Origin of the sequence: Alterirhizorhabdus solaris, assembly GCF_007785815.1 — a bacterium.
In the GTDB taxonomy this organism is placed as follows: domain Bacteria; phylum Pseudomonadota; class Alphaproteobacteria; order Sphingomonadales; family Sphingomonadaceae; genus Alterirhizorhabdus; species Alterirhizorhabdus solaris.
In genome coordinates this window covers 1-25,290 of the sequence record NZ_VNIM01000012.1, presented here as the reverse complement: position 1 = coordinate 25,290, position 25,290 = coordinate 1, and the positions used below count along the sequence as shown (strand labels likewise).

23 protein-coding genes and 2 pseudogenes are annotated in these 25,290 nt (G+C 67.7%); 8 read left to right on the top strand and 17 right to left on the bottom strand.

From position 1 onward, the window contains the following. Window positions 1-199: 199 nt before the first annotated feature. Window positions 200-362, bottom strand: a pseudogene (locus FOY91_RS22265) (IS3 family transposase); the annotation flags it as partial. 227 nt (window positions 363-589) lie between these two features. Here FOY91_RS22265 and FOY91_RS04895 point away from each other — a divergent pair. The 4 genes from FOY91_RS04895 to FOY91_RS04880 are packed head-to-tail and all read left to right on the top strand — an operon-like array spanning window position 590 to window position 3,485. Then, window positions 590-2,644, top strand: coding sequence for a carbon starvation CstA family protein (locus FOY91_RS04895; RefSeq protein ID WP_145148726.1), 2,055 nt, complete (start codon window positions 590-592; stop codon window positions 2,642-2,644). Beyond that, window positions 2,641-2,823, top strand: coding sequence for a YbdD/YjiX family protein (locus FOY91_RS04890; protein ID WP_145148724.1), 183 nt, complete (start codon window positions 2,641-2,643; stop codon window positions 2,821-2,823). Before FOY91_RS04895 ends, FOY91_RS04890 begins: the two co-directional genes overlap by 4 nt. 24 nt (window positions 2,824-2,847) lie before the next feature. After that, window positions 2,848-3,279 (top strand): hypothetical protein, encoded by a 432-nt coding sequence (locus FOY91_RS04885; RefSeq protein ID WP_145148722.1) that lies wholly within the window; start codon window positions 2,848-2,850, stop codon window positions 3,277-3,279. Next, the gene (locus FOY91_RS04880) at window positions 3,276-3,485 is read left to right on the top strand and encodes a hypothetical protein (RefSeq protein ID WP_145148720.1); all 210 of its coding nucleotides are present in this window, start codon (window positions 3,276-3,278) and stop codon (window positions 3,483-3,485) included. The genes FOY91_RS04885 and FOY91_RS04880 overlap by 4 nt, the downstream gene beginning before the upstream one ends. A 148-nt stretch (window positions 3,486-3,633) precedes the next feature. Here FOY91_RS04880 and FOY91_RS04875 read toward each other — a convergent pair whose 3' ends face one another. The 13 genes from FOY91_RS04875 to FOY91_RS04815 form a co-directional block, all read right to left on the bottom strand. Continuing rightward, the gene (locus tag FOY91_RS04875; protein WP_145148718.1) at window positions 3,634-4,320 is read right to left on the bottom strand and encodes a response regulator transcription factor; all 687 of its coding nucleotides are present in this window, start codon (window positions 4,318-4,320) and stop codon (window positions 3,634-3,636) included. 1 nt (window position 4,321) lies between these two features. Next, on the bottom strand, window positions 4,322-6,997 hold the full coding sequence (locus tag FOY91_RS04870) for a sensor histidine kinase (protein ID WP_145148716.1): 2,676 nt from the start codon (window positions 6,995-6,997) through the stop codon (window positions 4,322-4,324). Further along, window positions 6,997-7,596: a potassium-transporting ATPase subunit KdpC gene (kdpC, locus tag FOY91_RS04865; RefSeq protein ID WP_145148714.1), complete on the bottom strand. Its 600-nt coding sequence runs from the start codon at window positions 7,594-7,596 to the stop codon at window positions 6,997-6,999. The genes FOY91_RS04870 and kdpC overlap by 1 nt, the downstream gene beginning before the upstream one ends. 12 nt (window positions 7,597-7,608) lie before the next feature. Further along, on the bottom strand, window positions 7,609-9,660 hold the full coding sequence (gene kdpB, locus FOY91_RS04860) for a potassium-transporting ATPase subunit KdpB (protein ID WP_145148712.1): 2,052 nt from the start codon (window positions 9,658-9,660) through the stop codon (window positions 7,609-7,611). A gap of 13 nt (window positions 9,661-9,673) precedes the next feature. Beyond that, on the bottom strand, window positions 9,674-11,377 hold the full coding sequence (gene kdpA, locus FOY91_RS04855; protein WP_145148710.1) for a potassium-transporting ATPase subunit KdpA: 1,704 nt from the start codon (window positions 11,375-11,377) through the stop codon (window positions 9,674-9,676). A gap of 13 nt (window positions 11,378-11,390) precedes the next feature. Further along, window positions 11,391-11,480: a K(+)-transporting ATPase subunit F gene (gene kdpF, locus FOY91_RS04850; protein ID WP_037531783.1), complete on the bottom strand. Its 90-nt coding sequence runs from the start codon at window positions 11,478-11,480 to the stop codon at window positions 11,391-11,393. A 112-nt stretch (window positions 11,481-11,592) separates the two neighbouring features. After that, on the bottom strand, window positions 11,593-12,471 hold the full coding sequence (locus FOY91_RS04845; protein ID WP_145148779.1) for a TorF family putative porin: 879 nt from the start codon (window positions 12,469-12,471) through the stop codon (window positions 11,593-11,595). Window positions 12,472-13,186: 715 nt separating this feature from the next. Beyond that, on the bottom strand, window positions 13,187-13,525 hold the full coding sequence (locus FOY91_RS04840; RefSeq protein WP_145148708.1) for a hypothetical protein: 339 nt from the start codon (window positions 13,523-13,525) through the stop codon (window positions 13,187-13,189). 26 nt (window positions 13,526-13,551) lie between these two features. Then, the gene (locus tag FOY91_RS04835; protein ID WP_145148706.1) at window positions 13,552-13,917 is read right to left on the bottom strand and encodes a hypothetical protein; all 366 of its coding nucleotides are present in this window, start codon (window positions 13,915-13,917) and stop codon (window positions 13,552-13,554) included. A 35-nt stretch (window positions 13,918-13,952) separates the two neighbouring features. Beyond that, entirely contained in the window at window positions 13,953-15,257 is a 1,305-nt protein-coding gene (gene pncB / locus FOY91_RS04830; RefSeq protein ID WP_145148704.1) for a nicotinate phosphoribosyltransferase, read from the bottom strand. 12 nt (window positions 15,258-15,269) lie between these two features. Beyond that, window positions 15,270-16,163 carry an NAD(+)/NADH kinase gene (locus FOY91_RS04825; RefSeq protein WP_145148702.1) on the bottom strand — a complete coding sequence of 298 codons (894 nt, stop codon included), beginning with the start codon at window positions 16,161-16,163 and terminating at the stop codon, window positions 15,270-15,272. Between the two features lie 8 nt (window positions 16,164-16,171). Next, window positions 16,172-17,155, bottom strand: coding sequence for an SPFH domain-containing protein (locus FOY91_RS04820; protein WP_145148700.1), 984 nt, complete (start codon window positions 17,153-17,155; stop codon window positions 16,172-16,174). Window positions 17,156-17,179: 24 nt separating this feature from the next. After that, window positions 17,180-17,905, bottom strand: coding sequence for an NUDIX hydrolase (locus FOY91_RS04815; protein WP_145148698.1), 726 nt, complete (start codon window positions 17,903-17,905; stop codon window positions 17,180-17,182). Between the two features lie 85 nt (window positions 17,906-17,990). Here FOY91_RS04815 and FOY91_RS04810 point away from each other — a divergent pair, with 85 nt between their 5' ends. The 4 genes from FOY91_RS04810 (at window position 17,991) to FOY91_RS04795 (ending at window position 22,491) form a co-directional block, all read left to right on the top strand. Continuing rightward, window positions 17,991-18,581: a cysteine hydrolase family protein gene (locus FOY91_RS04810; RefSeq protein WP_145148696.1), complete on the top strand. Its 591-nt coding sequence runs from the start codon at window positions 17,991-17,993 to the stop codon at window positions 18,579-18,581. 74 nt (window positions 18,582-18,655) lie between these two features. Then, complete coding sequence (locus tag FOY91_RS04805) at window positions 18,656-19,066, top strand: DUF2946 family protein (protein ID WP_145148694.1); 411 nt, start codon at window positions 18,656-18,658, stop codon at window positions 19,064-19,066. 84 nt (window positions 19,067-19,150) lie between these two features. Continuing rightward, window positions 19,151-21,367, top strand: a complete 2,217-nt coding sequence (locus tag FOY91_RS04800) for a TonB-dependent receptor (RefSeq protein WP_145148692.1) — start codon at window positions 19,151-19,153, stop codon at window positions 21,365-21,367. A 2-nt stretch (window positions 21,368-21,369) separates the two neighbouring features. Continuing rightward, window positions 21,370-22,491, top strand: coding sequence for a PepSY-associated TM helix domain-containing protein (locus tag FOY91_RS04795; RefSeq protein WP_145148690.1), 1,122 nt, complete (start codon window positions 21,370-21,372; stop codon window positions 22,489-22,491). 188 nt (window positions 22,492-22,679) lie between these two features. Here the strand turns inward: FOY91_RS04795 and FOY91_RS04790 are convergent, their stop codons facing one another. The 3 genes and pseudogenes from FOY91_RS04790 to FOY91_RS21550 all read right to left on the bottom strand — a co-directional run. Next, a complete protein-coding gene (locus tag FOY91_RS04790) occupies window positions 22,680-23,261 on the bottom strand; it encodes a hypothetical protein (RefSeq protein ID WP_145148688.1) in 582 nt (193 codons plus the stop codon). Window positions 23,262-23,365: 104 nt separating this feature from the next. Continuing rightward, complete coding sequence (locus FOY91_RS04785; RefSeq protein ID WP_145148686.1) at window positions 23,366-24,820, bottom strand: beta strand repeat-containing protein; 1,455 nt, start codon at window positions 24,818-24,820, stop codon at window positions 23,366-23,368. A 198-nt stretch (window positions 24,821-25,018) separates the two neighbouring features. Continuing rightward, window positions 25,019-25,290, bottom strand: a pseudogene (locus FOY91_RS21550) (hypothetical protein); the annotation flags it as partial.

Below are 25,290 nucleotides of genomic sequence, written 5' to 3'. Positions count from 1 at the left end.
CCACCGTGTGTCAGAGGCTGTGTCGAAAAGGGTTGAGTGGCCGGCGGTTGGCTGATCTCGGAGGGTCGCTGCGACCTCACTGGAATATGCATATGGACCCGACTGGCCGTCGGCATCATCGCCGACGGGCGCATCGCTCGGTGAGTGATTCAACCGATGCCGAGCGGCGGCTGTCCGGCCTCGGCGTGGGTATAGATACGGTTCGCCAGACGAGTTCGGACATGATCGTCTTGAAGAACGTCCCGACCATCGCGTTATCGAACCGGTTTCCTTTCCTGACATCGAGATACGGGTGCGGTGGCGGCGGTTTGGGAGCCCACAGAACAATACCGGCTGCCGTGGTCGGAGCGATGAATGACCCCTTCGCGCGTCCAGACCTATGAGATGTCCAACCCCGCATCGGCAGCGCGGAGCCGTCCGCGTCCGGGTCGCCTGCTGGCCACAAGGTTTTCGCGCGAAGTCGTGCCGTCGAATGCATTGCCTTTCGACCGCCGGCTGCCACTGTGGTGGAGAAAGCGACGAGGAAGGGCAAACCTTCCCGGCAGGGTGACGGTCCACCGCCCGTGGGGCAGGGCGACGGAGAGACGGAATGGCATTGGTCGGGCGATACATCGGATGGGTCGCGTTGGCGCTGGCGAGCGCGTTTTCGCTGGCGGTGGTGGCGATCTCGCGCGGGGAGCCGATCAACGCGCTGTGGGTGGTCGCCGCCGCGATCGGCAGCTTCGTCATCGCCTATCGCTTCTACGCGCAGTTCATCGCCCGCCACGTCATGCGGCTGGATCCCGCGCGGCCGACGCCGGCGGTGCGGCGGGCGGACGGGCTGGATTACGTCGCGACGGAGCCGAGTGTGCTGTTCGGCCACCATTTCGCCGCCATCGCCGGCGCGGGGCCGCTGGTGGGGCCGGTGCTGGCGGCGCAGATGGGGTATCTGCCCGGCACGCTATGGATCATCGCGGGCGTCGTGCTGGCGGGCGCGGTGCAGGACTTCATGGTGCTGTTCCTCTCGATGCGGCGCGACGGGCGCTCGCTCGGCGAACTCGTCCGCATGGAAATGGGGCAGGCGGCGGGCACCATCGCGCTGGTGGGCGTGTTCGCGATCATGGTCATCATCCTGGCGGTGCTGGCGCTCATCGTGGTGAAGGCGCTGGCGGAAAGCCCGTGGGGGATGTTCACCGTTGCCGCCACCGTACCGCTGGCGCTGCTGATGGGCATCTACACCCGGTGGATCAGGCCGGGGCGGATCGGCGAGGTTTCCGTGCTGGGGCTGATCGGGCTGATCGCTGCGATCTTCTACGGGCAGGCGGTGGCGGCGTCGCCGGTATGGGGGCCGGCCTTCACCTTCACGCCGGTGCAGCTCTGCTGGATCCTGATCGGGTATGGCGCCACCGCCTCGGTGCTGCCGGTATGGCTGCTGCTGGCGCCACGCGATTACCTCTCCACCTTTCTGAAGATCGGCGCGATCGCCGCGCTGGCGATCGGGCTGGTGGTGATGGCGCCGGATCTGCGGATGCCGCCGCTCACCCGCTTCGTTGACGGCGGCGGGCCGGTGTGGTCGGGCGGGCTGTTTCCCTTCCTGTTCATCACCATCGCCTGCGGCGCGGTATCCGGCTTCCACGCGCTGATTGCCAGCGGCACCACGCCCAAGTTGATCGCCAGCGAGGCGCACGCCCCGATCATCGGCTACGGCGCGATGCTGATGGAGGCGTTCGTCGCGATCATGGCGCTGGTCGCGGCTTCGATCCTCGATCCGGGGCTGTACTTCACGATGAACAGCCCGGCCGCGATCGTCGGCACCGATCCGGCCAGCGCGGCAGCGGCGGTGACGGCGATGGGCTTCCCCATTTCCGCCGACGCCATCGCGCAGACCGCGCGCGAGGGGGGCGAGCACAGCATCATCTCGCGCACGGGCGGCGCGCCGACGCTGGCGGTGGCGATGGCGGAAATCTTCAGCCACATCGTCGGCGGGCCGGCGATGAAGGCGTTCTGGTATCACTTCGCCATCCTGTTCGAGGCGTTGTTCATCCTGACCGCGGTGGATGCCGGCACCCGCGCCGGGCGCTTCATGCTGCAGGATCTGATCGCGCTCGGCTGGCCGGGGTTCGGTGACGGGCGCCGCCAGTGGCCGGGCTTCGTCGCGACCGGCTTCACCGTCGCGGCGTGGGGCTTCTTCCTCTATCAGGGCGTCACCGATCCGCTGGGTGGCGTGAACACGCTGTGGCCGGTGTTCGGGATCTCCAACCAGATGCTGGCGGCGATCGCGCTGATGCTGGCGACGACCGTGCTGTTCCGCATGAAACGCGAACGCTATGCTTGGGTGACGATGCTGCCGACGGCGTGGCTGTTGATCTGCACGCTCTCGGCCGGCTGGCTCAAGCTGTTCTCGGCCGATCCGAAGGTGGGCTTCCTGGCCCATGGCGCGCGCTTTTCCACCGCGCTCGGCGAGGGGGCCGTTCTGGCGCCGGCCAAATCGCTGGGAGAGATGGAGCGCATCGTGTTCAACGACCGGGTGGATGCGGCACTGGTCGCGTTGTTTCTGGTCGTGGTGCTGGCGGTGCTGTTCTTCGCGATCCGTACCTCGCTGGCGGCCCGGCGCAGCACTGCGCCGGTAACGCGCGAGATCGGCGTACCGGCGTCTGCCGCATGAAGCTGGCAGGGCTGCTGCGACGCATGGCGCGGGCGATGGTGGGGATGCCGGACTATGACGCCTACCGCGCCCACATGGACAGCCACCATCCGGATCGCCCCGTCATGGATCGCACGCAGTTCTTCCGCGATCGGCAGGAAGCCCGCTACGGCGCGAAGGGCGGCGGCCATTGCTGTTGACGGGCTGCAACCGCTGCCGCCCTGGTGATCGTGCAAGACCGTGACGCGCGGCTATGGGAGGTAACGCCCTGTAAGGCGCGCGGCTACGAACCGGGCGCGCCCGTTTGGTTCCGCCAATTCACCGTATCGCTGGTCGGCTGTCATCCGGGCCTCGGCTCCGAACTCCTCTTCGTCGGCGACGGCGGCACGACCGAACCGAACGACGCCGCCCGCCGCTGTGGTGCGGAGGCGACCCTGTTCTGGCGCCCGACCGACTGGCTGACGCTCGATGCATCCGGCGCCGTCACCCATGCGCGCCTCCACGATGTGGCGCCAGGCCAGGCGCGGATCCCCAATTCGGTCGACGAGGTACTTTCGGCCGGGGCCGTGCTCGCTCCCGGCCACGGCATCAGCGGCTCGCTGCGGGTTCGCCCTTTCGGTGCAGCGCCGCTGATCGAGGGGGGAGCGTACGCTTGAATCCCACCACGCTCGTCAATCTGGGCACCCATCGTACAGCCGGGCGGATCAGGATCGGCGCGGACGTGCCGAACCCGCTCAACACGCGCGACGCCGATATCACCTGTTTCGACGCGTCCCGGATGCAAGGCGAACTGGCCGGGAGCGGGGAGGATCGGCATATCCATCCGGTCGATCCGCCAGCTGAGGGTTTCGGTGCGCGATAGCCTGTGATGGCGCTCCCCGCTAACTGGCCCGCACTGCCGAAGCGGCGACGCCCGTGGATGAATGTCCAAACGTGAGGAGAGCAGGAAGCCTGTGAAGGTCCGGTTCTGGGCCAGCACGGTCATGATTCTGCCGACGGGATGACATCCGTCATGCGTCGGAGCGAAGGCGATAGCCGACGCCGAGTTCGTTGGCGATCACGCTTCCAACCGGTCCCGGGTGCTCGAGCTTCTGACGCAGATTGCGGATGACGATCCGGAGATATTCGACGCGCGGCTCCTCCTCGCCGCCCCAGGCTGCGGCGAGCACGCGTTCGTGCGTGACGACCCGGCCGATATGCCTGGCGAGGACGGCGAGCACATCATGTTCCTTCCGGGTCAGGTGCAGTTCCTCGTCACCACGGCAGACGACCCGACGATCGAGATCGATGCTGATGTCGCCGTGCCGCACGATCTTCTTCGTGGTCTCCGACGATCCGTGATGGCGAAGCGCCACCCGCAGCCGCGCGAGCAACTCGTCGGTATCGAACGGCTTGCTGACGAAATCGTCCGCGCCGAGATCGAGTGCGGTCACCTTCTCATCCACCGCATCGCGCGCGGACACCACCAGGATGACGGCGTCACCATGTGTCCGAAGCAATGGAATAAGCGTCAACCCGTCGCGATCCGGCAGGCCGAGATCGAGCAGAACCGCGGTGGGATGCTCGGTCGCAGCCTGATGAAGGGCCTGCCGGCCGTCCCCGGCCTCGATCACGGTATAGCCGGCCCGGATGAGGGTGTTGCGCAGCAGACGGCGAATGGCGGGTTCATCGTCCACCACGAGAACTTTGGCGGGCATTTCAGGTCAGACCTTCTGGTGCGGGATCGCGGACGATCAGGCCGGAGGGGAAGACCAGCGTGAAGGTGGCACCGACACCGTCGTCCCGGTTCGCCGCCTCGACCGCCATTCCCATCGCTTCGGCGAACGCCTTGACGATCGCAAGACCAAGGCCCGTGCCACCGATGGCCCGATCGGAGCCCTCGAGGCGGCGGAACGTCTCGAATACTTCCTTCTCGCGGCCGGTCGGCAAGCCCGGCCCGTGATCCATGACCGCCAGGCGAAGCTCACCGAAGCGATTGCGACCTTCGATGACAATCTCGGTTCCCGGATCCCCATAGCGGCCGGCATTGTCGAGCAGGTTGAGGAGGCAGTGGTGAAGGAGTTGGGGATCGGCCCGGACCAGGGGAAGCCCGGGTGGAACGTCGAGCCGTAGAGCATGGCCTTCCAGCGCGCGCCGCGCATCATGGGCCGCACCCGTCACCGCTTCTTCGAGGTCGGTCGCCTCGATCTTCAGCTTCAGCGCCCCTGCCTCCACCCGGGCCATGTCGAGCAGGTTGGCGACGAAACGGTTGAGGCGGGCGGCCTCGCTTTCGATCGTGCCGATCAGTTCGGGGGGGGCACCGTGATGCAACTGAGCAGCGGCCGCGATGACGGCGGTGAGCGGGGTCCGGAGATCGTGGCTGACCGACGACAGGAGCGCGGCGCGCAGGCGATCGCGGGTTCGCACCGTCTCGACATCGCGCATCTCGACTTCGAGCCGCAAGCGTTCGAGCACGAGCGCCGATTGATCGAGCAGGCTGCTGAGCAGGGGAAGCTGATCGGCGCGGACCGGGTTGGCTGTCGAATCCTTGGCCACGCCAAGCACGCCCAGCACACGGCCCCCGGCCTTCAGCGGCTGGAACAGCCATTCCGAAGCCGCAAGCGTGCCCGAGCCTTTTCCGGCCGCCATGCCGGTGTCCAGCGCCCATGTGGCGGCAGCCGTGTCCATCGTCCCGAGATGATAGGAAGCATCGCTCGCAGCAAGGATCTCGAGGCTCGTTCCGACGCCGGGTACGAGCAGAACCACCTGCACGTCGAGCAAGCCGCGGACGTCGTCGCAGATCATCTGCGCTGCCACGTCGATATCGTTGACGCCGGCAATCTGGCGGAGGAAGCCCGCCAGTGTCGCATTGGTCCGCGCACTGGCCGCGGCGAGATCGGCCTGTGCACGGACACGCGAGGTCAACTGGCTGGTGGCAACGGCGATCCCCAGCAGGACGACGACCGAGATCACGTTCTCGGGATTGCTGATGCTCAGCGTCCCGACCGGTGGCAGAAAGAAGAAATTGTAGGCGAGGCTGGAAGCGATGCCCGCGAAAAGTCCGGTGCGCAGGCCGTAAAGGCTTGCGGCCGCCATCACCGGCAGGAGGTACAGCAGGCCGACATTGCCTAGGTTGAGCACGTGAAACAGCGCACTGGCGATGACGGTGACGCCCGCGACGAGCGCCGTGGTGATCGCGTAGCCGGCAGGCGTGCCCCAATGGGCCGGCCGGCGCCGCCCACGCTCGCGGTCGGCCTGCTCCGTATAGACCGGCAGAACGTGGACGGTGACACCCGGCGTATCGCGGATCAGGCGATCGACGACCGAGCCGTGGAGGAATTCGAACCACCGCGAGCGGCGCGATTTGCCCATGACCAACTGGGTCGCGCGCGCGTCGACCAGAAAGTTCTGGATGCCTTCCACCACGTCGGTCGCAGGAACCGTCGCGACCGCTGCGCCAAGCTGGGTTGCGAGCGTCATGGCTGCGGCGACACGCTGGTGCTGCATGTCGGAGAAATGCGCGGCACGCGGGGTTTCGATAAAGACCGCGGTCCACGGACCACGCAGTCCGTCCGCGACCCGCTTGGCCGCACGAACCAGCGCGTCCGCCCCGGGCAGTTCGTTGATCGCGACGACGATCCGGTCCGTGCCCGCCCAGGTGCCGCCAAGTCCGAGTGCACGCACGTCGTCGAGCATCCGCGCATCGACCGCCTGCGCCGCGCGACGCAGCGCCAGTTCGCGCAAGGCGGACAGATTGGATTTGGAGAAGAAGTGCGACAGCGCCCGGGTCGCCTCGTGGGGGAGGTAGACTTTCCCGGCGCGCAAGCGCTCGATCAGTTCGTCCGGCGGGATATCGACGACCTCGATCTCGGCCATCTCCAGCACGCTGTCCGGCACTGTCTCGCGGACCCGGACGCGCGTGAAGCTGGCGACCACGTCGTTCAGGCTCTCGACGTGCTGGATGTTGACGGTGGAATAGACGTCGATCCCGGCGGACAGCAGTTCCTCGACATCCTGATAGCGTTTGGGATGCCGGCTGCCGGGCGCGTTGGTATGCGCGAGTTCATCGACGAGGACGAGGCGAGGCGCGCGCTCAAGGATCGCATCCAGATCCATTTCCCGAAGCGTTCGCCCCTCGTAGGCGATCGCCCGCCTGGACATGATCTCGTGACCACGGGTGAGTGCCTCGGTTTCCGCACGCCCGTGGGTTTCGACTACGCCGACGACGACGTCGACGCCGTCCCGTTTGCGCGCTGCGCCCTCGGACAGCATCTCGAAGGTCTTGCCGACTCCGGGCGCCGCGCCGAGGAAAACCTTGAAGCGCCCCCTGCCTTCCTGCGCGGCGGCGCGCAGGAGGGCGTCCGGGTCAGGTCGTCCATCGCCCGACACATGCATCAGCGCAGGCGTGCGCCGGAGGGGCCGGTGCCGGGCAGGGCGTCGAGCGCACGGTTGAGCGCCAGCACGTTGACGTGCGGCTCACCCAGGATGGACGCGTCGGTCGCATCGACGACCAGCTTGCGAACGCGCTCGTCCGGCACGCCGCGAACGCGCGCGATACGCGACGTTTGCGCCAATGCAGCGGCGGGGGACAGATCGGGATCAAGCCCAGAACCGCTGGCGGTGACCAGATCGGCCGGGATGGGACCGGAGACACCCTCGGCACGGCGCCTTGCAATATCGGGCTTCAAGCGGTCGACCAAGGCCCGGGCGGCCGGACCGAGGTTCGAGCCCGACGACGCCAGGCCATCATAGCCCTTGCCCGCTGCCGAAGGCCGGGTCTGGAAGTAGCGGTCTGCCGTGAACGCCTGGCCGACCACGGTGGAGCCGACAACGGTGCCACGGGCATCGCGCACAAGACTGCCGTTCGCCTGAGAGGGGAAGATCGCCTGGCCGATGCCGGTCATGGCAAGCGGGTAGACGAGCCCGAGAAGGACCGTGAACAGGATCGTCATGACGATCGCAGGCCGCAGCGCGGAAGAGAAATCCTTGCCCATGTCTGTCTTTCCTTACGCGAGACCGAGGCCACCGACCACGAGGTCGATGATCTTGATGCCGATGAACGGTGCGACCAGGCCACCGAGGCCGTAGACCGCGAGGTTGCGGGCGAGCAGCGGTCCGGCTGCCATCGGTTTGTAGGCGACGCCGCGGAGCGCCAGCGGCACCAGGCAGGGGATGATGACGGCGTTGAAGATGATCGCCGACAGGATCGCGCTTTCAGGGCTGCCCAGCCGCATCACGTTGAGCACGCCGAGGCCCGGATAGAGCACGACGAACATCGCCGGGATGATGGCGAAATATTTCGCCACGTCGTTCGCCACCGAGAAAGTGGTCAGCGCCCCACGCGTCATCAGCAACTGCTTGCCGAGGCCGACTACCTCGATCAGCTTGGTCGGATCGCTGTCGAGATCCACCATGTTGCCGGCTTCACGTGCGGCCTGGGTCCCGGTGTTCATGGCGACGCCGACATCGGCCTGCGCGAGCGCCGGCGCGTCGTTGGTGCCGTCGCCGCACATCGCCACGAGTCGCCCGCCGGTCTGCTCCTTGCGGATCAGTTCCAGCTTGTCCTCCGGCGTCGCCTGGGCGAGGAAATCGTCCACCCCGGCCTCCGCCGCGATCGCCGCGGCGGTGAGCGGATTGTCGCCGGTGATCATCACCGTGCGGATGCCCATGGCGCGGAGCTCGCCGAACCGCTCTCGAATCCCCGCCTTGACCACGTCCTTGAGGAAGATGGCGCCCAGCAGACGCCCGTCCAGCGCGACCGCGAGCGGAGTACCGCCTGCACGTGCGATCTCGTCGGTGATGCGGCGCAGTTCGGTCGCTGCTGCCGTCTCGCCCGATCCGGCATTCGCACGCAGGATCGAATCCACCGCGCCCTTCTGGATCAGCGATCCACCGACCTTCACACCCGAAATGCGCGTTTGCGCCGTAAACGGAATGATCTCGGCGTCGGCCGGGAGTCCCGCGGTCGCGACGTGGAATCTTTCGCGCGCGAGAAGCACGATCGAGCGGCCTTCCGGCGTTTCGTCAGCAAGGCTTGCCATCAGGGCGGCGTCGGCGAGTTCCCGAGGGCTGGTCCCGGAAACCGCCCGGAATTCGCTCGCCTGACGATCGCCGATCGTGATCGTGCCGGTCTTGTCGAGCAGCAAGACGTCGATGTCACCCGCTGCCTCGACCGCGCGGCCCGACTTGGCGAGCACGTTGAAGCGGACCAGACGGTCCATGCCGGCGATTCCGATCGCCGACAGCAACGCCGCGATCGTCGTGGGGATCAGCGTGATGAGCAGTGCCGCCAGGATCGCCACCGGGATCGACCCGCCGGCATAGGAGGCGAAGCCCGGAATGGTGCCGACCGCGATGAGGAAGATGATCGTCAGGCCGACGAGCAGCAGGGTCAACGCGATCTCGTTGGGGGTCTTCTGACGCTCGGCCCCTTCGACCAGCGCGATCATGCGGTCGAGGAAGCCCTTGCCGGGTTCGACGGTGACCTTGACGCGAATCTCGTCGGAGATGACGCGTGTACCGGCCGTAACCGCCGAGCGGTCACCCCCCGCCTCGCGGATCACGGGCGCGCTCTCGCCGGTGATCGCCGCCTCGTTGACCGAGGCGACACCCGAGACGACATCGCCGTCCGACGGGATCAGGTCGTTGGTCTCGACCAGCACGATGTCGCCCACCTTGAGCTGGCTTGCGGGGACGTTGTCGAACTGACGTCCGTCGCCGTTCAGCCGCTTGGCGGTCAGTTCCGCCTTAGTCGCGCGCAGGCTGGCCGCCTGCGCCTTGCCGCGCCTCTCGGCGAGGGCTTCGGCGAAGGTGCCGAACAATACGGTCAGCCACAGCCAGACGACGAGCTGGAGCTTGAAGCCGACGGACAGATCGTCCTGCCCGATCACGAGCAGGACGGTCATCAGCGCCGCGACCGCGGCGGTGACGAACATGACCGGGTTGCGAACGAGTTCCCTGGGGTCGAGCTTCAGAAACGACGCCTTGATCGCGGGCACGACGAGGTCGGCCGTGAACAGGCTCCTGGTCCGGGAGCGTGATTGTGTTGTCTGGGCCATGTCAGGCGCCCCTTCAGGACAGTTTGCCGCTGATCATCGCGAGATGATCGGCGATGGGGCCGAGCGCGAGGCTCGGCAGGAAGGTCAGACCGCCGAGGATCAGCACGATACCGACCAGCAGTCCGATCCACAGCCCGCCCGTGGTCGGGAAGGACCCGGCGCTCTCCGGCGTGTATTTCTTTGCCGCCAGGCCACCCGCGATCGCCAGCATCGGCACGATGATGAAGAAGCGCCCGACCCACATCGCGACGCCGAGCAACCCGTTGTAATAGGGCGTGTTGGCGGTGAGGCCCGCGAACGCGGAGCCGTTGTTGCCGACCGCGCTGGTGAAGGCGTAGAGGATCTCGCTGAACCCGTGCGGCCCCCTGTTGAGCGGCCCGGCCAGCCCCTGCGCCAGCACGGATGACAGCGCCGTCAGCCCCAGGATCATCAACGGCAGCACTGCGATCGCGAGCACCGCCAGCTTCACCTCGCGCGCCTCGATCTTCTTGCCGACATATTCCGGCGTGCGACCGACCATCAGCCCGGCGACGAACACTGCAAGGATCGCGAACAGCAGGAAGCCGTAGATCCCGGCGCCGACGCCGCCGATGACGACCTCGCCCAGTTGCATGTTGAACAGCGGAACCAGCCCGCCAAGCGCGGTGAAGCTGTCGTGCATGCTGTTGACGGCGCCGCACGACGCAGCGGTGGTGACGACCGAGAACAGTGCGGATGCGGCGATCCCGAAGCGGACCTCCTTGCCCTCCATGTTGCCGCCTGTGACGCCGAGATGGTGCAGCACCGGGCTGCCCGCGGCCTCTTGGGCATAGGTGATGGTCACGCCGGCGAGAAACAGGATCACCATCGCCGACAGGATCGCCCAGCCCTGCCGGGGGTTGCCGACCGCCTTGCCGAACGTCCACGTCAGCCCGAAGCCGATCAGGAAGATCGACAGCATCTGCATGAGGTTGGTCAGCGCGGTCGGGTTCTCGAACGGGTGTGCGGAGTTCGCGTTGAAGAAGCCGCCACCGTTGGTGCCGAGCATCTTGATCGCCTCCTGGCTGGCGACCGGGCCGAGCAGCAGCGACTGTTTCGCGCCCTCCAGCGTCTGGACCTCGACCACGCCGGCCATCGTCTGCGGCACGCCGCTGGCGATCAGGAACAGCGCGTAGACGATCGAGATCGGCAGCAGGACGTAGAGCGTGACGCGCGTTACGTCGGCCCAGAAATTGCCGATCGCCTTGGATTCTCGCCGCGCGAAGCCCCTGAACAACGCGAAGGCGAGGGCGATGCCGGTTGCCGCGGACAGGAAGTTGTGGATCGTCAGCCCCAGCATCTGGCTGAGGTTCGACATGGTGCTCTCACCCCCATAGCTCTGCCAGTTGGTGTTGGTGGTGAAGCTGATCGCGGTGTTGAACGCGAGGTTCGGCGAAAGTCCGGCCAATCCCTGCGGATTGCCCGGGAGAACGCCCTGCAGACGCAGCACCGCATAGGTGAATGCCATCAGAGTCGCGTTGAACAGCAACATGTGCAGCGCATAGCGCCGCCAGCCCTGTTCGACCGTCGGATCGATCCCGGCAAGCTTGTAGAAGCCGCGCTCGACCGGGCCGAGCACGACGTGAAGCGGCGTGCGCCGTCCTTCGTACAGCGTGAAAAGCCATATGCCGACCGGCTTGGTCAGCGCGAGCAACAGGGCAACGAAGCCCAGTATCAGGAACCAGCCCTGGAGTGTCATCGGTCCGCCTCCGTCAAAAGCGTTCGGGGCGGATGAGAACCGCCACCAGGTAGACGAGGAGGCCAAGCGCGGTGAGCGCCGCCAGCCAGAGGTCGAGGGTCATCGCATCACCTCAGGCGTTGTCGCACAGGCGGGCATAGGCGAGCGTGAGCGCCACCAGTCCGACCATGATTGCGATCCAGAGCAAGTCCTGCATCGGGTGTCCTTTCCAAAGGTCAGAAGGCGGCCGTCAGCGAAACCACGACGGTGCTGCCGGCGATACTGCCGGTGCCGTCCTGACCTTTGCTGAAGCTGGGGCGGAGGTAATCCGCCTCCCGGTTCGCGATGTCGGTGTCGATGTAGCTGACGTTGAACGTCAGGTTCCCGCAGGTGGCATCGGCCCCCAGCGACCAATCCCAATAGGCGCCGGTCGGCGCGATGGCGGTCGCATTCGGCCCCAGCCCGTCCTGCCCCCAACTGTGCCCGACATGGGCCTTGGTGGTGATCGGCGTGCCGGCAAGCGCCAGCGCGCCATCGCCCCAGAGATACAGATTGTCGTCCTTGGCGCCGGGATTGTTATAGAGGCCGTTCGCAGCGTCCTGACCGGTGTCGTACCATTTGCCGATCGCCTGCTGCCTGGGGGCATAGGCAGCACCTGCGGTCAGCGTCGCCGGACCCGCCGTGCCGGTCAGTTTCACATACGGCTCGGCAAAGTCGGTCTTATCGGCGCCGCCCGGGTACATGTACCAGGTGAGGCCGACATCGAGCGTCGCGTTACCGGCGAACTTCGCCTTGTACCCGCCAATCAGGTCGAGCTCCATATTGGCACCGCCGAACGTACCCCATCCGGCAAGGTTCGATGCCCATGTGCCGACGTAGAGGCCGCTCTCGTGCGCGATGGTCATGCCGCCCTGCACCGCCATCTCCTGATCGGATTGCGATACACCACGAAACCGGTAGTCGGAGGCGATCGAAGCGGAACCGCTGACGGTCAGCGTTGATGGCGGGGTGGTATCGCTGGCAGCTTCGGCCTTTTCGGCCGGTGTCGACTGCGCGTGCGCGGTGATCGGGAAAGCCAGGATTGCGACGACCACGGCCGCATGACGGAACCTCATTGTTGCACCCCTTGAGCGGCGCTCGTCACACGACGATGCCTTCAGGGATGTGCGATTAGGCGCATCCGGCGTAGCAATTCGAGATCGATTCCGGGAAAAGGCATATAGCGCGCATATAGCTGGCGCATTTTTCGCTGCCGGAAAGCCGATTTGGCGATACGACATGAAAAACTCGTCTTCGCTACGTCGAGGCCTTGTTAATAGCTGCGATTAGTTCGCGAAGCGGGCCGTTTCGATCGGGAAGTATCTAATGCCTTGTATAGGGCAAAATTCAGGGTGGAGGTATCTTTAGGGGATTGGAGAGGGCTTATCGATAGGTTGAGCCTGCACAACGAGACAAAGACGTTCAGGCTATAGCAGGTCAGGGCGATGTATCTGGCGGCAGTCGCGCTGTGGCTGGCCTTGGCCGGGCACGAGACTTTGCCGTCCGGAACGGCAGGACCTGTGAAGCTCGCAGATCATGGATCCGGCTGCGAGATATGGGTAGGCGATGCGGGTTTTCCGCTCGCTACGAATTTGGTGGGCATCAGCGCATGGCGAGAGGACCTTCATCTCGCAGGACGAGGCACGGTGGGGAATGCTCGGTCCCAAGCATTTCACCAGCTGGTGATCGCCACCCTTGCTCACCCGCGGCGGACCTCAGCTGACGACGAAGGCGTGGATGTCGCCGCCGATCATCCGGGGGGGCGTCCGGCGCGTCCGGACCGAGGCGCGGTCAGCGTTGCTTCTTCGTGATGGTCGCGGTGAAGTCGGGATCCTTTTTCGCCACCCAGTCGACGAACTTGCGCACGTTGGGGTTGGCCAGCAGCATCTCCACGTCCATCCCGTGCCGCTGCAATTCGGAATTGGTGAAATTGGCGACCAGCGTCTGCTGGCAGATGGAATGCATGGGGACGACATCGCGCCCGCCCCGGCTCTTGGGCACGGGGTGATGCCAGACGATCGTCTTGCCGGTCGGTCGGGTGCAGAGCCAGCAGGCTACCGCGACCGGCGGCGTCTCGTCCTCCCGCTGCAGGCCTGCGTCGGGATCGTACCTGGAATGTTTTCGGGCCATGCGACTGTCTGATCTTCCTGAAAGCGTCAGCCCTGATAGCGTAACATGTTCGCGAACCCATCATTCGCCTTTGCCATCCTGGCGATTTTTCTGAGGGCGGCCCGGACGTGCCGGTCGAAGCGCACGTCGTCATGGATGCCGGTCGCGCGATACTCGTCCCGCGCGAGCAGTTCCTTGATCTGGCCGGCGAACGCGGATTGTTCGTCCATGCGCGCGGTCGTCTTCAGGGTCCGGCAGACCCATTCCTCGGCGGCCGCCTTGTCGTAGTCGTCGCGGGCCTCGTACCCCCGTCTGTCCGCCGCCGTCTGGTCGAGCCGGGCCGCCGCGCAACGGCTTTCCAGCCATTTGCGGACGAGGTCGCCATCCCACGCTTTCGACGCACCGTCCGTCATGCTCTCCACTCCCGCACTGCCCGCGCCGGGCGACCCTAGACCGAAACATCTGCCGTCACCCGGCCGGCCGCGCCAAAGATCCGGAGGTAGCGGGCGATCTCCGCCGGATCGCCGGTGGCCTTGGCGGGATTGTCCGACAGCTTGACCGCGGGGCGGCCGTTGGCACTCGTCACCTTGGCGACGAGCGAGATCGGTTCCAGCCCGCTGGCGCCATCGGGTGCGCAGCCACGGAAGTCGTTCGTCAGGTTGGTGCCCCAGCCGAAGCTCATCCGTACCCGGCCGGCGAAATGGCGATAAGTCTGCTCGATCGTGTCGACGTCCATCCCGTCCGAGAAGATCAGCAGCTTCGTGCGCGGATCGCGGCCGTGCGCCCGCCACCAAGCGATGATCTCCTCGCCGCCGGCGATCGGCGGCGCGCTGTCCGGGCGGAAGCCGGTCCAGTCCGCCACCCAGTCGGGCGCGTTCGCCAGGAAGGCGGTGGTGCCGAAGGCATCGGGCAGCACGACCAGCAGGTTGCCGGCATAGTGCCGCCGCCAGTCCTCCAGCACGCGATAGGGCGCGGTGGCCACCGCCGCGTCGCTGTCGGCGAGGGCGGCGAGCACCATCGGCAGTTCGTGCGCGTTGGTGCCGATCGCCTCGAGGTCGTTGTCCATCGCCAGCAGCACGTTGGAGGTGCCGATGAAGCGGTCGCCCAGCCCCTCCTTCAACGCCTCCACGCACCAGCGCTGCCACAGGAAGCCGTGCCGCCGCCGCGTGCCGAAATCGGAAAGCGCGAGGTCCGGCAGCGCGCGCAGCCGCTCCACCTTGGACCAGAGCCTCGCCTTGGCGCGTGCGTACAGGATGTCGAGCGCGAAGCGGCCCATGCCCTTCATCGCGGTGCGCGCGCGAAGCTCGTTGACGATGGCGAGCGCCGGGATCTCCCACATCGTCGTATGCGTCCACGGCCCCTCGAAGCGCAGCTCGAACTGGCCGTCGACCGCCCGCAGCTCATAGTCGGGCAGGCGGAAATCGGCGAGCCAGGCGATGAAATCCGGCGCGAAGATCCGGTCCTGTCCGGCAAAGCTGTTGCCGGCGAGCCAGATCAGCTCCTTCCTGGTGAAACGCACGGTGCGGGCATGGTCGAGCTGGGCGCGCAGCTCGCCCTCGTCGATCGTATCGGCCAGCCGCACCGTCCTCGTCCGGTTGATCAGCGAGAACGTCGCCTGCACGTCCGGGTACAGGTGCCGGATCATCTGCAGCATCAACAGCTTGTAGAAATCGGTGTCGAGCAGGCTGCGCACGATCGGATCGAGGCGGAAGCCATGATCGTAGGTGCGCGTCGCGATGTCGGTGGTGGCCATATGCTGTCTTTCTCAGCCGGTAATCAGGTGGAGCGTCCGGGCGGCGGGGCCGAGCGTGACGCCGCGGCCCCAGTCGAAGGCGAGGAAATCCTGTTCGATCCCGTCGGCGAAGATCACGCCGCCGTCGTTCATCCGCGACGTGACCGCAAGCGAGGCATCGGCCAGCTTGCCGGCGCACAGGCTGGTGCCGGTGGCGACGCTGGGGAACGGCTCACGCACGAAGAAGGCCACGGCGCGCTCTTCGGCACCGAGCGGCAGCGGCGCGTGCGTCGCCGCCATGATCGAGCGCGCCCAGCCGGTGGCGCCCGTGCCGGATGCGACGATCAGGCCGCTCGACGAATGATCCTCGGCCACGTCGCCGCAGGCGATGCGGTAGCGCGCCGACTGGTGGCTGTGGTGGCCGACGAACACCTCGTTGAGCGCCAGCAGTCGCTCGCCGCTGTCGAGCCGGGCCTCCACCATCGTCCGCCGCTCCGTCGCCGCGGCGCCCGCGACGCTCGCGGGGAGCAGCCCGGCGAGATGCGCGAGCGGTACGCGCACCAGCACGCCGTCATACAGGTCGGGCGCGGGGTTCAGCCCCAGCACCGGCTGGCCGTCGAGATATTTGGCGACGTTGGCGACCAGCCCGTCCTGCCCGACGACGACGATCACGTCCTCCGGCCCGAACAGGAAGCGGTCGAGATCGGCGCGTGTCACCGCCGCCTGCCGCCAGTCTGCCGGCACGGCGGCGCGGCCGGCATGAAGCGTGGCGTGCAGCCGGCGGTGGCGGTCCTCCAGCGCGCGGATGTCCTGGCCGCGCGATTCCAGAAAGAACTGCGCCTGTCCGCGCGTGGCGTGGCGGGCGAGCAGCAGGTCGTAATCCGTCTCGCGGGTCACGAACACCGCGCGCGGGGTGAGGGTCGCCATGGCGCGGCTCAGCGCGGCGGCAGCGGCGGCGTGCCGCGGCGGAACTCGCCGAGCACGGTGGCCAGCAGGTCGGGCGTCACGTTGAGGTGTTCGATCGTGTCCAGCTTGCCGGCCAGCTCGCGCGCGGCGAGACCCAGCATCACCGCCGGCGGCAGGTCGCGGTAGATCCCCATCCGCGCCTGCTCCGCCTCCGCCTTCGCGCTTTCGACGGTGCGGATGCGTTCCGCCTCGGCCGCCGCCTCCACCTGCTGGGCCTCGGCATGGCCGGTCGCACGGCTGCGGGCGTTCTCCGCCTCCTGCGTGATGAGCAGCATCTCGCGCCGGGCAAGCTCGGTCCGGTTGCCAAGCTCGTTCTCGGCGATCGCGCGTTCCTTCTCCACCGCCAGCGCGCGGCGCTCGAAGGTGGCCTGGTCCGCCTTCTGTTGCAGCGCCTCGAACGTCGGGGTCTGCAACGCGCGTTCCAGTTCGCTCGACGGCGCGAGGTTGGTCAGCCGGACGGCGGTGACGGCGATGCCGATCTCGCCCAGCGTCGGATCGGCGGCGAGCGCGGCGTCGAGCTGGTGGCGCAGCGGCTCCGGCCCGGCATCGAGCAGCGCGCGCACCGGCGCCTGCGCCAGATATTGCAGCGCCGCCTGGTTGACGAGGCCGGCCAGTCGCGTCTCGATCCGCTGGATCGGTTCGCTCTGGTAGGCGCCGGTCACGAGGCCGAGGCTGAAGTCGACGCGCTGGGCCAGCCGTTCCGGATCGACGACGTGCCACGTCAGCGTGCCCTGGACCGCGACCGCCTGGAAATCCTGGCTGCGGCCCTTCACGAACACCGCCATCTCGCGGTCGTCCATCGGCAGCTCGGCGATGCTCGCCGTCTCCGGGCGGAACCAGAAGACGAGGCCCCGGCCGCTCTGCCGGACCTTGCCGCTGCGGTAGCGGATGACGTGGTTGCTGGCGTCGCTGCGAAGCTGCGCGACGAAGCCGAGGTTCTTGATGGAAGCCATGATGCCGTCCTTTCCCTGTTCTGGTCAGTCGTCCGCGCGGCGGCGGTAGAGTTCGGCGGGGCGGAAGGACGCGCCGGTCTCGCGCTCGCCGGTCGCCTGCAACCGTCCGCCGTCCAGCATGCGGCGACGGAAGGCGGGCTTGTTGAGGCGCGTCCCCAGGATGGCCTCGTGCACGTCCTGCAACGCGCGCAGCGTGAAGCGATCGGGCAGCAGGGCGAAGGCGACGTCGGAATAATCGAGCTTGCCGCGCAGGCGTAGCACCGCCAGCCCGAGCATGTCGGCATGATCGAACGCCAGCGGCAGCGCCTCGCCGTCGGCCGTGCGCGCCTCCACCGGCCCGCCGGTTTCGCCCGGCCACGACACTGCCAGCCCGGCCAGCGCCAGTTCGGGTGACGCCCGCAGCGCGGCGGCGAAGCGCAGCGGGGGCAGCAGCGCGAAATAGGCGACGCTGATGATCCGCGCGCGGGGATCGCGATCGACCGCGCCGAACGTATAGAGCTGCTCGACATAGGCGTGGTCCATCCGCGCCTTGCTCGCGAGCAGCCGGCGCGCGGCGTTGTCGAGGCTCTCGTCGATGCCGACGAACCCGCCGGGCAGCGCCCAGGCCCCGAGATGCGGATGGTCGTCGCGGCGCAGGAGCAGGGCAGCCGTCGCCCCCTCGACGACGCTCATCAGAACCAGGTCGACCGCGACGGACGGGCGTTCGTATCGCGCGGGATCGTAGGTTTCGAGGAACTCGGCTTCGCTCATGGGGCACCCATATATTCAACCTGCGCTTTACTTATGTGCGTATCGGACATATGTCAACAGCCAGGATGGCGAGGGAGCAGAGGCGATGGGCAGGTTCGTGATCGTGGTGGACGCACAGCGGGACTTCATGCTGCCGGAGGGCGCGCTTTACGTCGCCGGTGCGGAGGATCTCGTCGCGCCGATGAACATCATGCTGGCATCGCTCGACCCCGACGAGACGGCAGGCGTACTCCTGACCTTCGATACGCACGAGCCGGATCGCTACGCGCGCTCGGCCGAAGCCCGGCAGTTCGCACCGCATTGCGTGCGGGGAAGTGCCGGCTGGCAGACCGTGCTCGACGTCGCCGCGGTCGATCCGGCGATCGCGCTCCACACCCTCGAGAAGGGCGTGTTCGCGATGTGGGAGGAAGCCGACGTGACGATCCGCGACGCCCGCGATCCGGCGGCCGCTGCGGTGCCGCGCGACCGCTTCTTCGATCGCCTGCGGGCGCAGGGTGTGGACGAGATCGTGGTGGTGGGCGTCGCCGCCGATTTCTGCGTCCGCTGGGCGGTGGAGGGGCTGATCGATCGCGGCTTCCGGGTCGTCGTCCCGGCGGCGCTCACCCGGGGGATCGTCCGGCAGATCGATGCCGTCGCGGCGGAGGAATGGGCGGCAGCGCCCGTCGCGATCGTCTGACCCCGCCGGGCGCCGGTGTCGGCGGGGCGAAATGTCCAGGTGACAGCTTCCGCCGGCGCCGGTAGGCGGCGGGCGTGCAGGCCATCCGGCATCTTCTGGCGCAACGCCGACTGGCCGTGTTGTTCTGCGCGGTGACGCTGCTGCTTAAGCTGCTGGTGCCGACCGGCTACATGATCGACAACGATCACGGTCGCCTCACCATCACCATCTGTTCGGGCACCGCACCCCGCACCATGACCATGGACATGCCGGGGATGCACGGCGACATGACCGACCACGGCCAGTCGAAGGATCACGGCAAGGCAGAAATGCCCTGCGCCTTCGCCGGCCTGTCGGCGGCGTTGCTGGGGGCGATCGATCCGATCCAGCTGGCGGCGCTGATCGCCTTCGTGCTGGCCGTCGGCGTGGCCGCCATCCATCCGCCGGCGCCGTCGCGGCGTGCCTATCTGCGGCCGCCGTTGCGCGGACCACCCGCCTACCTCTGACCCGTCATCCCGCGTCGCCCACCGGGCGGCGTCCGTGAACCGCGGCCCGCGCCCCTCGGCGTCGGGCCGGTCGAAGGTATTCCCATGATCCGAACCTGTCTGCTGGCGGGCGCTGCCGCGTCCGCCCTGCTGCCGGCCGTTCCCGCCGGCGCCCGAACCCGCGACATCGCCACCGAGGAGCGCGCCGAGGCGACGATCGTCGTCACCGGCCAGCGCGATCCGCTCAGGCTGAACGATCAGGCGCAGGCGGGCAGCCGCCTCGGCCTGACGATCCGCGAGACTCCTGCAAGCGTCGAGGTCCTGACGCAGGACGAAATGCAGGTCCGCGGCCTGCGCACCGCGCGCGAGACGTTCAACGACGTGGTGGGCGCCATCGCCGGCAACGTGCCGGGCAACCCGGCCGTCGTCAGCCTGCGGGGCTTCGCCGGCAACACCGTGTCCATCCTGCAGGACGGGGTGCGGGTGTCCGCCTCCACCGTCGTCCAGCGCGACGGCAACAACTGGCACTATGACCGGGTCGAGGTGCTGAAAGGACCGGCTTCGGTGCTCTACGGCGAGGGCGCGCTGGCCGGCGTCATCAACAAGGTGACGCGCAAACTGGTGCTGGGCGAACGCCACCTCGACACGTTGCTGTCGGCCGGCAGCTTCGACACGGTGTTCGCGGCCGGCGGGGTCAACCTGCCGGTATCGTCCACGATCGCGGTGCGGGCCGACGCCAGTTACCAGCGGTCGGACAGCCTCTACGATGTCGACGACAACGACACTTTCTCGACCGGGCTGACCGCGAGCGCGCTGTGGCGGCCGAGCGATCGCCTGTCGCTGCTCGTCGCGATCGATCATTTCGAGGATCGCTACGATGCCACCTATCAGGGTCTGCCCCTGATCCCCGGCCGATATGCGCTGCGCTCGACCGACGCTGTGACGAGCGCGAACGGCCTGGTCGCCGATCGCGCGCTGAGGCGCCGCAACTACAATCCCCGGGGGGCCTATTCCGGCGCCGACGAGACGACGGTGCGTTCGCGGCTCGACTGGGCGATCGGCAACGGGTGGACCTTCGCGCTCGACCTGACCGGCTATGCCGCCAGGCGCGCGTTCCTGCTGGCGGACAGCCAGACCTTCGTCGCGCCGACGCCGGCGTTTCCGAACGGCAGCTTCCGCCAGAGCTATCAGGACTTCCGCCACGATCACCAGTTCTGGAACGCGCGCGGCGTGATCGGCAACGACAGCCATATCGCCGGCCTTCGCAACCGCTTGAGCCTCGGCGTCGAGCATAACGACACCGATTTCACCAGTCTGCGGCAACAGGCGCCGGTCACGGCCCTGCCAGCGGTGGACGTGCGCAACCCGGCGGCCGTCCCGGTGCCGACCACCACCGCGATCTTCACCACGACCAACGTCACCTTCGATTCCAGGCTGAGGCAGACTTCCGTATTCGCGGAGGACGCGCTGAACCTGACGCCCAGATGGCTGCTGGTGGGCGGGGTGCGCCGGGATCACATGGCGCTCGACCGGGCGACGATCCAGAACGCGACCGGCGCGGTCGATCGCAACAGCCCGACCTTCGATCCGATATCGTGGCGGGCGGGAACGACCTGGGACGCGGCCGGTGGCCTGACGCTCTATGCCCAGTATACGACCGCCGTATCGCCGGTGTCCTCGATCCTGCTGGCCTCGATCGCCAACAGCCGCTTCCGTTTGACCAAGGGCCGCGCCTACGAGGCCGGGTTCAAGGCGAGCGGGTGGGGCGGACGAGCGAGCGTGACCGGCGCTGCCTACCGGATCGAGCAGAAGGACATCCTGACCCGCGACCCGAACAACCTGGCGCTGACGGTACAGGGTGGTCGCCAGTCATCGCAGGGTGTCGAGCTGTCGGCGGTCGTGTCGCCGGTAAAGGCGCTGCGCCTGTCGGGCGGCGTCTCCTATACCGACGCGCAATATGACGAGCTGTTCGAGGTGGTGGGGGGCACACGGATCGACCGGCGCGGCAACCGCCCGATCAACATCCCCTCGACCACGGTCAACGCCTCGGCGCTCTACACCATCGCCGACACCGTGACGCTGGGCGGGTTCCTCCGCCACGCCAGCGCCTTCCATACGGACACCGCCAACACCATCCGGGTCGCCGGCCATGTCGTGCTGGATGCCAGCCTGTCGCTCCCGATCGCACCACAGGCAACCGTGACGCTGCGCGGCCGTAACCTGACGGACGCCTTCTACGGCGAATATTCCGGCTATCCGACCACCAACGTCTATATCGGCGCGCCGCGATCGTTCGAGATCGCGCTGGCGACGCGGTTCTGACGATGGCCGGGCATCGCCGATCGTCGGCATCGCGTGCGCGCATCCTGGTGCGGCGCGTCCATCTCTGGCTGGGGCTGAGCCTGGGGCTGCTGTTCGCGGTGTTCGGCCTTACCGGGTCGGCGCTGGTGTTCTACACCGGTATCGACGCCGCGCTGCACCCTGCGATCCGGGCAGGGCAGGGCGACCTCGCGCCCGGCCTGACCGCACCCGCGCGGGATCGCGCACTGGCGACCGGGCGCACCCGCTGGCATGATCCGGACGGCAGGTGGACGTTCGAGATCACGGGCGAGGGCGGTGCCATCCCGGCGCGCTATTACCCGGCGCCAGGGCATCACGGCGACCGCGAGATGGTGTGGTTCTCGGCCGACGGCACGCGCATCATCCGGGCCGAGCCGTGGGGCGGCTATCTCATGAGCTGGCTCTACCAGCTGCACATGCAACTGCTCGCCGGCGAGGTCGGCGGTCAGGTGGTCGGCTGGTCGGGCATGGCGATGCTGGTGCTGCTCGTCAGTGGCATGGCGGCGTGGTGGCCGCGCGGGCGCTGGCGCAAGGCGCTCGCCTTCAAGCGGGACGCGGCGCCTCTCCGCCGCCTGCGCGACCTGCACAAGCTGTCCGGCCTGTGGAGCATGCTGCTGTTGTTCGTGCTGGTCGCGACCGGCGGGCTGCTGGCGCTGCCCGCCGTCACGCAGGCCCTGCTGGCGCCGGCGCCCGTACCGGCTCCGAAGTCGGTGGACGACGGTGCCGGGCGGATCACGATCGCCCGCGCGCTGGTCGTAGCGCAGCGGGCCTTGCCGGAGGGCCGGATCGTGTTCGTCGATGTGCCGATGGCACGCGAGGGGGCGATCCGGGTGCGGGTTCAGGTGCCCGGCGATCCCCACCGGCGCTTTCCCGCCAGCTATGTCTTCATCGATCGGTCCTCGGGCCGGGTGCTGGCGGTGCACGACGTTCGACAGGCCGGCCCCGGAGCGGCGGTGGCGCGCTGGATACGCACCCTGCACGACGGCACGATCGGCGGGATGGCGACGCGCATATTGGCGGTCGTGCTCGGCTTCGTTCCCGCGCTGCTGTTCGCGACCGGCGTTCTTCATTGGTGGCGGCGTCGTCGGATGGCGGGGGCTGGCTGAGCGCGGCGGGCCTCGGTCCCGCCGACGGTATCGCAGCGGTCCCGGCCCGCCACCCGCGCCATCACCGCGATGCGGCCCTGCGGCGGGGTGGAAAGGGCGGGCGGCTTGGCATCGCGCCGCGACGGCGGGATCTGCACCGGATGACCTGCGGGCCTGCGTGCGGGGGGCGATCTGGACCGCCGCGCGGATTACCTTCCCGCCCCCACCTGCGTGATCGTCATCGCCTGCCCGCCGTTCTGGATGATGCCGAGATCCGCGAGGCCGGAGCCGATCTGCGCCCAGTCGAGCCGGTTGCCGGCGCCATATTGCGTCGCGGTCATGGCGTTGCCGTCGCCGGTCTGGCTCAGCGTGGCGCGATTGTCGCTGCCGCTCTGCGCCAGCGTCATCACGTTGTTCGCGCCGGTCTGGATCAGCGCTGCATAGTTGGTCGCCGCGCTGGCCGATTGCTCGACCGCGGCCGCGTTGGCGGCGCCATTCTGGAAGAGCATGAGGTCGTTGGCGCCCGCGCCGCTCTGGCGGGCGGCGACGATGTTGGTGTCGCCCGTCTGGCTGACCAGCGCCCGCATGGCGCCGTCGCCGGTCTGGGAGATCCGGCCCTCGTTGCGGGTGCCCTGCTGGCGGATGTCGGCATATGTGCCACGCGCCCCGGGCCGGGTGATCGTGGCGATCTGCCCGTCGCCGATCTGCGCGACATAAGCGGTGCTGCCGGGAACGGCGGCCGATGCCGATCCACCGAACGCGACGGCAAGCAGGACAAGGCAGGTACGCATGCGGTTCATCCTTGGTCCCGTGTGTGTGGGGGGGGGGCATGGCCGCGCGCGGACGCCCCGGACAAGGCCGGCGGTTCGCTGGGAACCGCCGGCCTCCGTTTCACTTATTGCGTGACGAACGCGGTGTTGAACGAACCGCCCTGCGTCAGGCTGTTGACATTGTTGTTGGTCGTCTGGCTGACCGAGGCATAGTTGTTGCTGCCGGACTGATCGACACCGGACATGTTGTCGCTCCCGGTCTGCGAGACGAACAGCGTCTGCTGCGTGCCGCTCTGTACCGCGAACGACTGGTTGAACGACGCGCTCTGGGTGATCGTCGCCGCCGAGTCCGTCGAGTTCTGGGTCAGGCTCGATCCCTGATCGGTGCCGGTCTGGGCAACGGTCGCCGTATTCGACGTGCCCGACGCGGACTGGTTGATCCCCGACGCATTGCGCTGGCCGTCCTGCGTGACGGTGGCGGTCGATCCGGTCGCGCCGTTGGACGAGGACTGCGTGAGGTAGCTGTCGTTCTCGTCGCCGGTCTGGGTCACGGTGGCGGTGGAGAACGCCACCTGCTCGATCGACGACAGGTTGGAACGATCGCCGTTGCTGGCGCCGAGCGTCTGCGTCTGGCGCACGGTGGCGTTGGCGCCCTGGCCGGTCTGGGTGGCACCCGACCGGTTGTCCGACCCGATCTGACGTACGTCGACGGTGCTGAGGATCGCACCGGTCCCCTTGCTCTGGTTGACGACCGAGAGATTGAACGACCCGCCGCTCTGGTTCACGAACGCGCTGCTGTTGTCGCCGTCCGACTGGGTGATGAACGAGTCGCTGTCGCCGTCCTGCGTGACGTCGGCGACGTTGTCGCCCGATGAAAGGCCGGCCCTCCCCTGGGCGACCGACGAATAGCTGCTCGCGCCGCTCTGCCGGGTCGTGGCGAGGTTGCGGCCATATTGCGTGATTTCCGAGGTGGCGCCGAGGGTGCTGGCATCCTGCGTCGCGAAGGCCGTGTTGCCGTTGGCGGCCCCGGCCGGATTGCCGTTCTGATTGACCGTCACGCGGCCGTTGCCCGCCTGGGTCACGTCGGCGGAGTTCTGATAGTCGCGGGGATTGAACGAGTCGCCGACGGCGGGCTGGTTCTGCGTCACATCCGACACCGCATCCGTGCTGGTGGACGTCTGCTCGATCAGCGCGCGATTGTTGTTGGTCTGGTTCAGCGTGGACGTGCCGCCGGTGCCGCGCTGGATCACATTGCCGAAATTGCTCTTCTGCTCGTTATTGGCGATGTACCCACCCGAGGTCTTCGGCGCGTTGGAGTTGACGTTGCCTGGCCTCACGTCGGCGCCCGCCTGCGTCGCCGTGGAGGTGTTGCCCGTGCCTTCCTGCAGGATGTTGAACGCGTTGTCCGTCCCCGACTGGGTGACGGTGGATTTGGCGTTCGTCGCGGTTTCCTGACGGATGACGGCGGCCTGGAGCGTGCCGTTCTGGTTCACCGTCGAATTGCTGCCGGCGGCCATCGCCGGGCCGGCCGACAGAATCATTGCGGCGAAAGAAACCGATGCGAGAATAGTGCGTTTCATGGCTTGGTCCTCTGTGATCGCCTGTGCCGTTTACGGACGGTTTCCAGGCAAGAGTGGTTCGGTCACGTCCTGCTCGTCGTTCGGGGCGACCCGCCCCGTGCTGCGCCTCTCTGCGGAGGCGTGGGTTCTGTCGGGGAGCGCGGCAACGCTTCCCGACGGAATGATGCGGCGGCCTCTGCGAAGGGCCGCCTGATCTCGTCAGCCCCCGCTCCGCCGTGCCGGGAGGGGCGCGCGGTCGCTGGTGCGTTCCTCGTCGTCCTTGCGAACCTGGCGCACCTTCGGGGCCAGTTGCGACCGTTTCAGCGCGGCCGCGATCCGCTCCTGCGGGTATTTGCCGTCGCGTTCGTCGCGGTATTTGAGCAGGAAGGGCGCGCCCGCCGCGCTGTCGGCGAAATCCCACAGCTTGAGCTCCACGCCCTCCATCACGAGGCCGTACACCGCCTTCTCGATCGCCTGCTGCAGGGCGATGG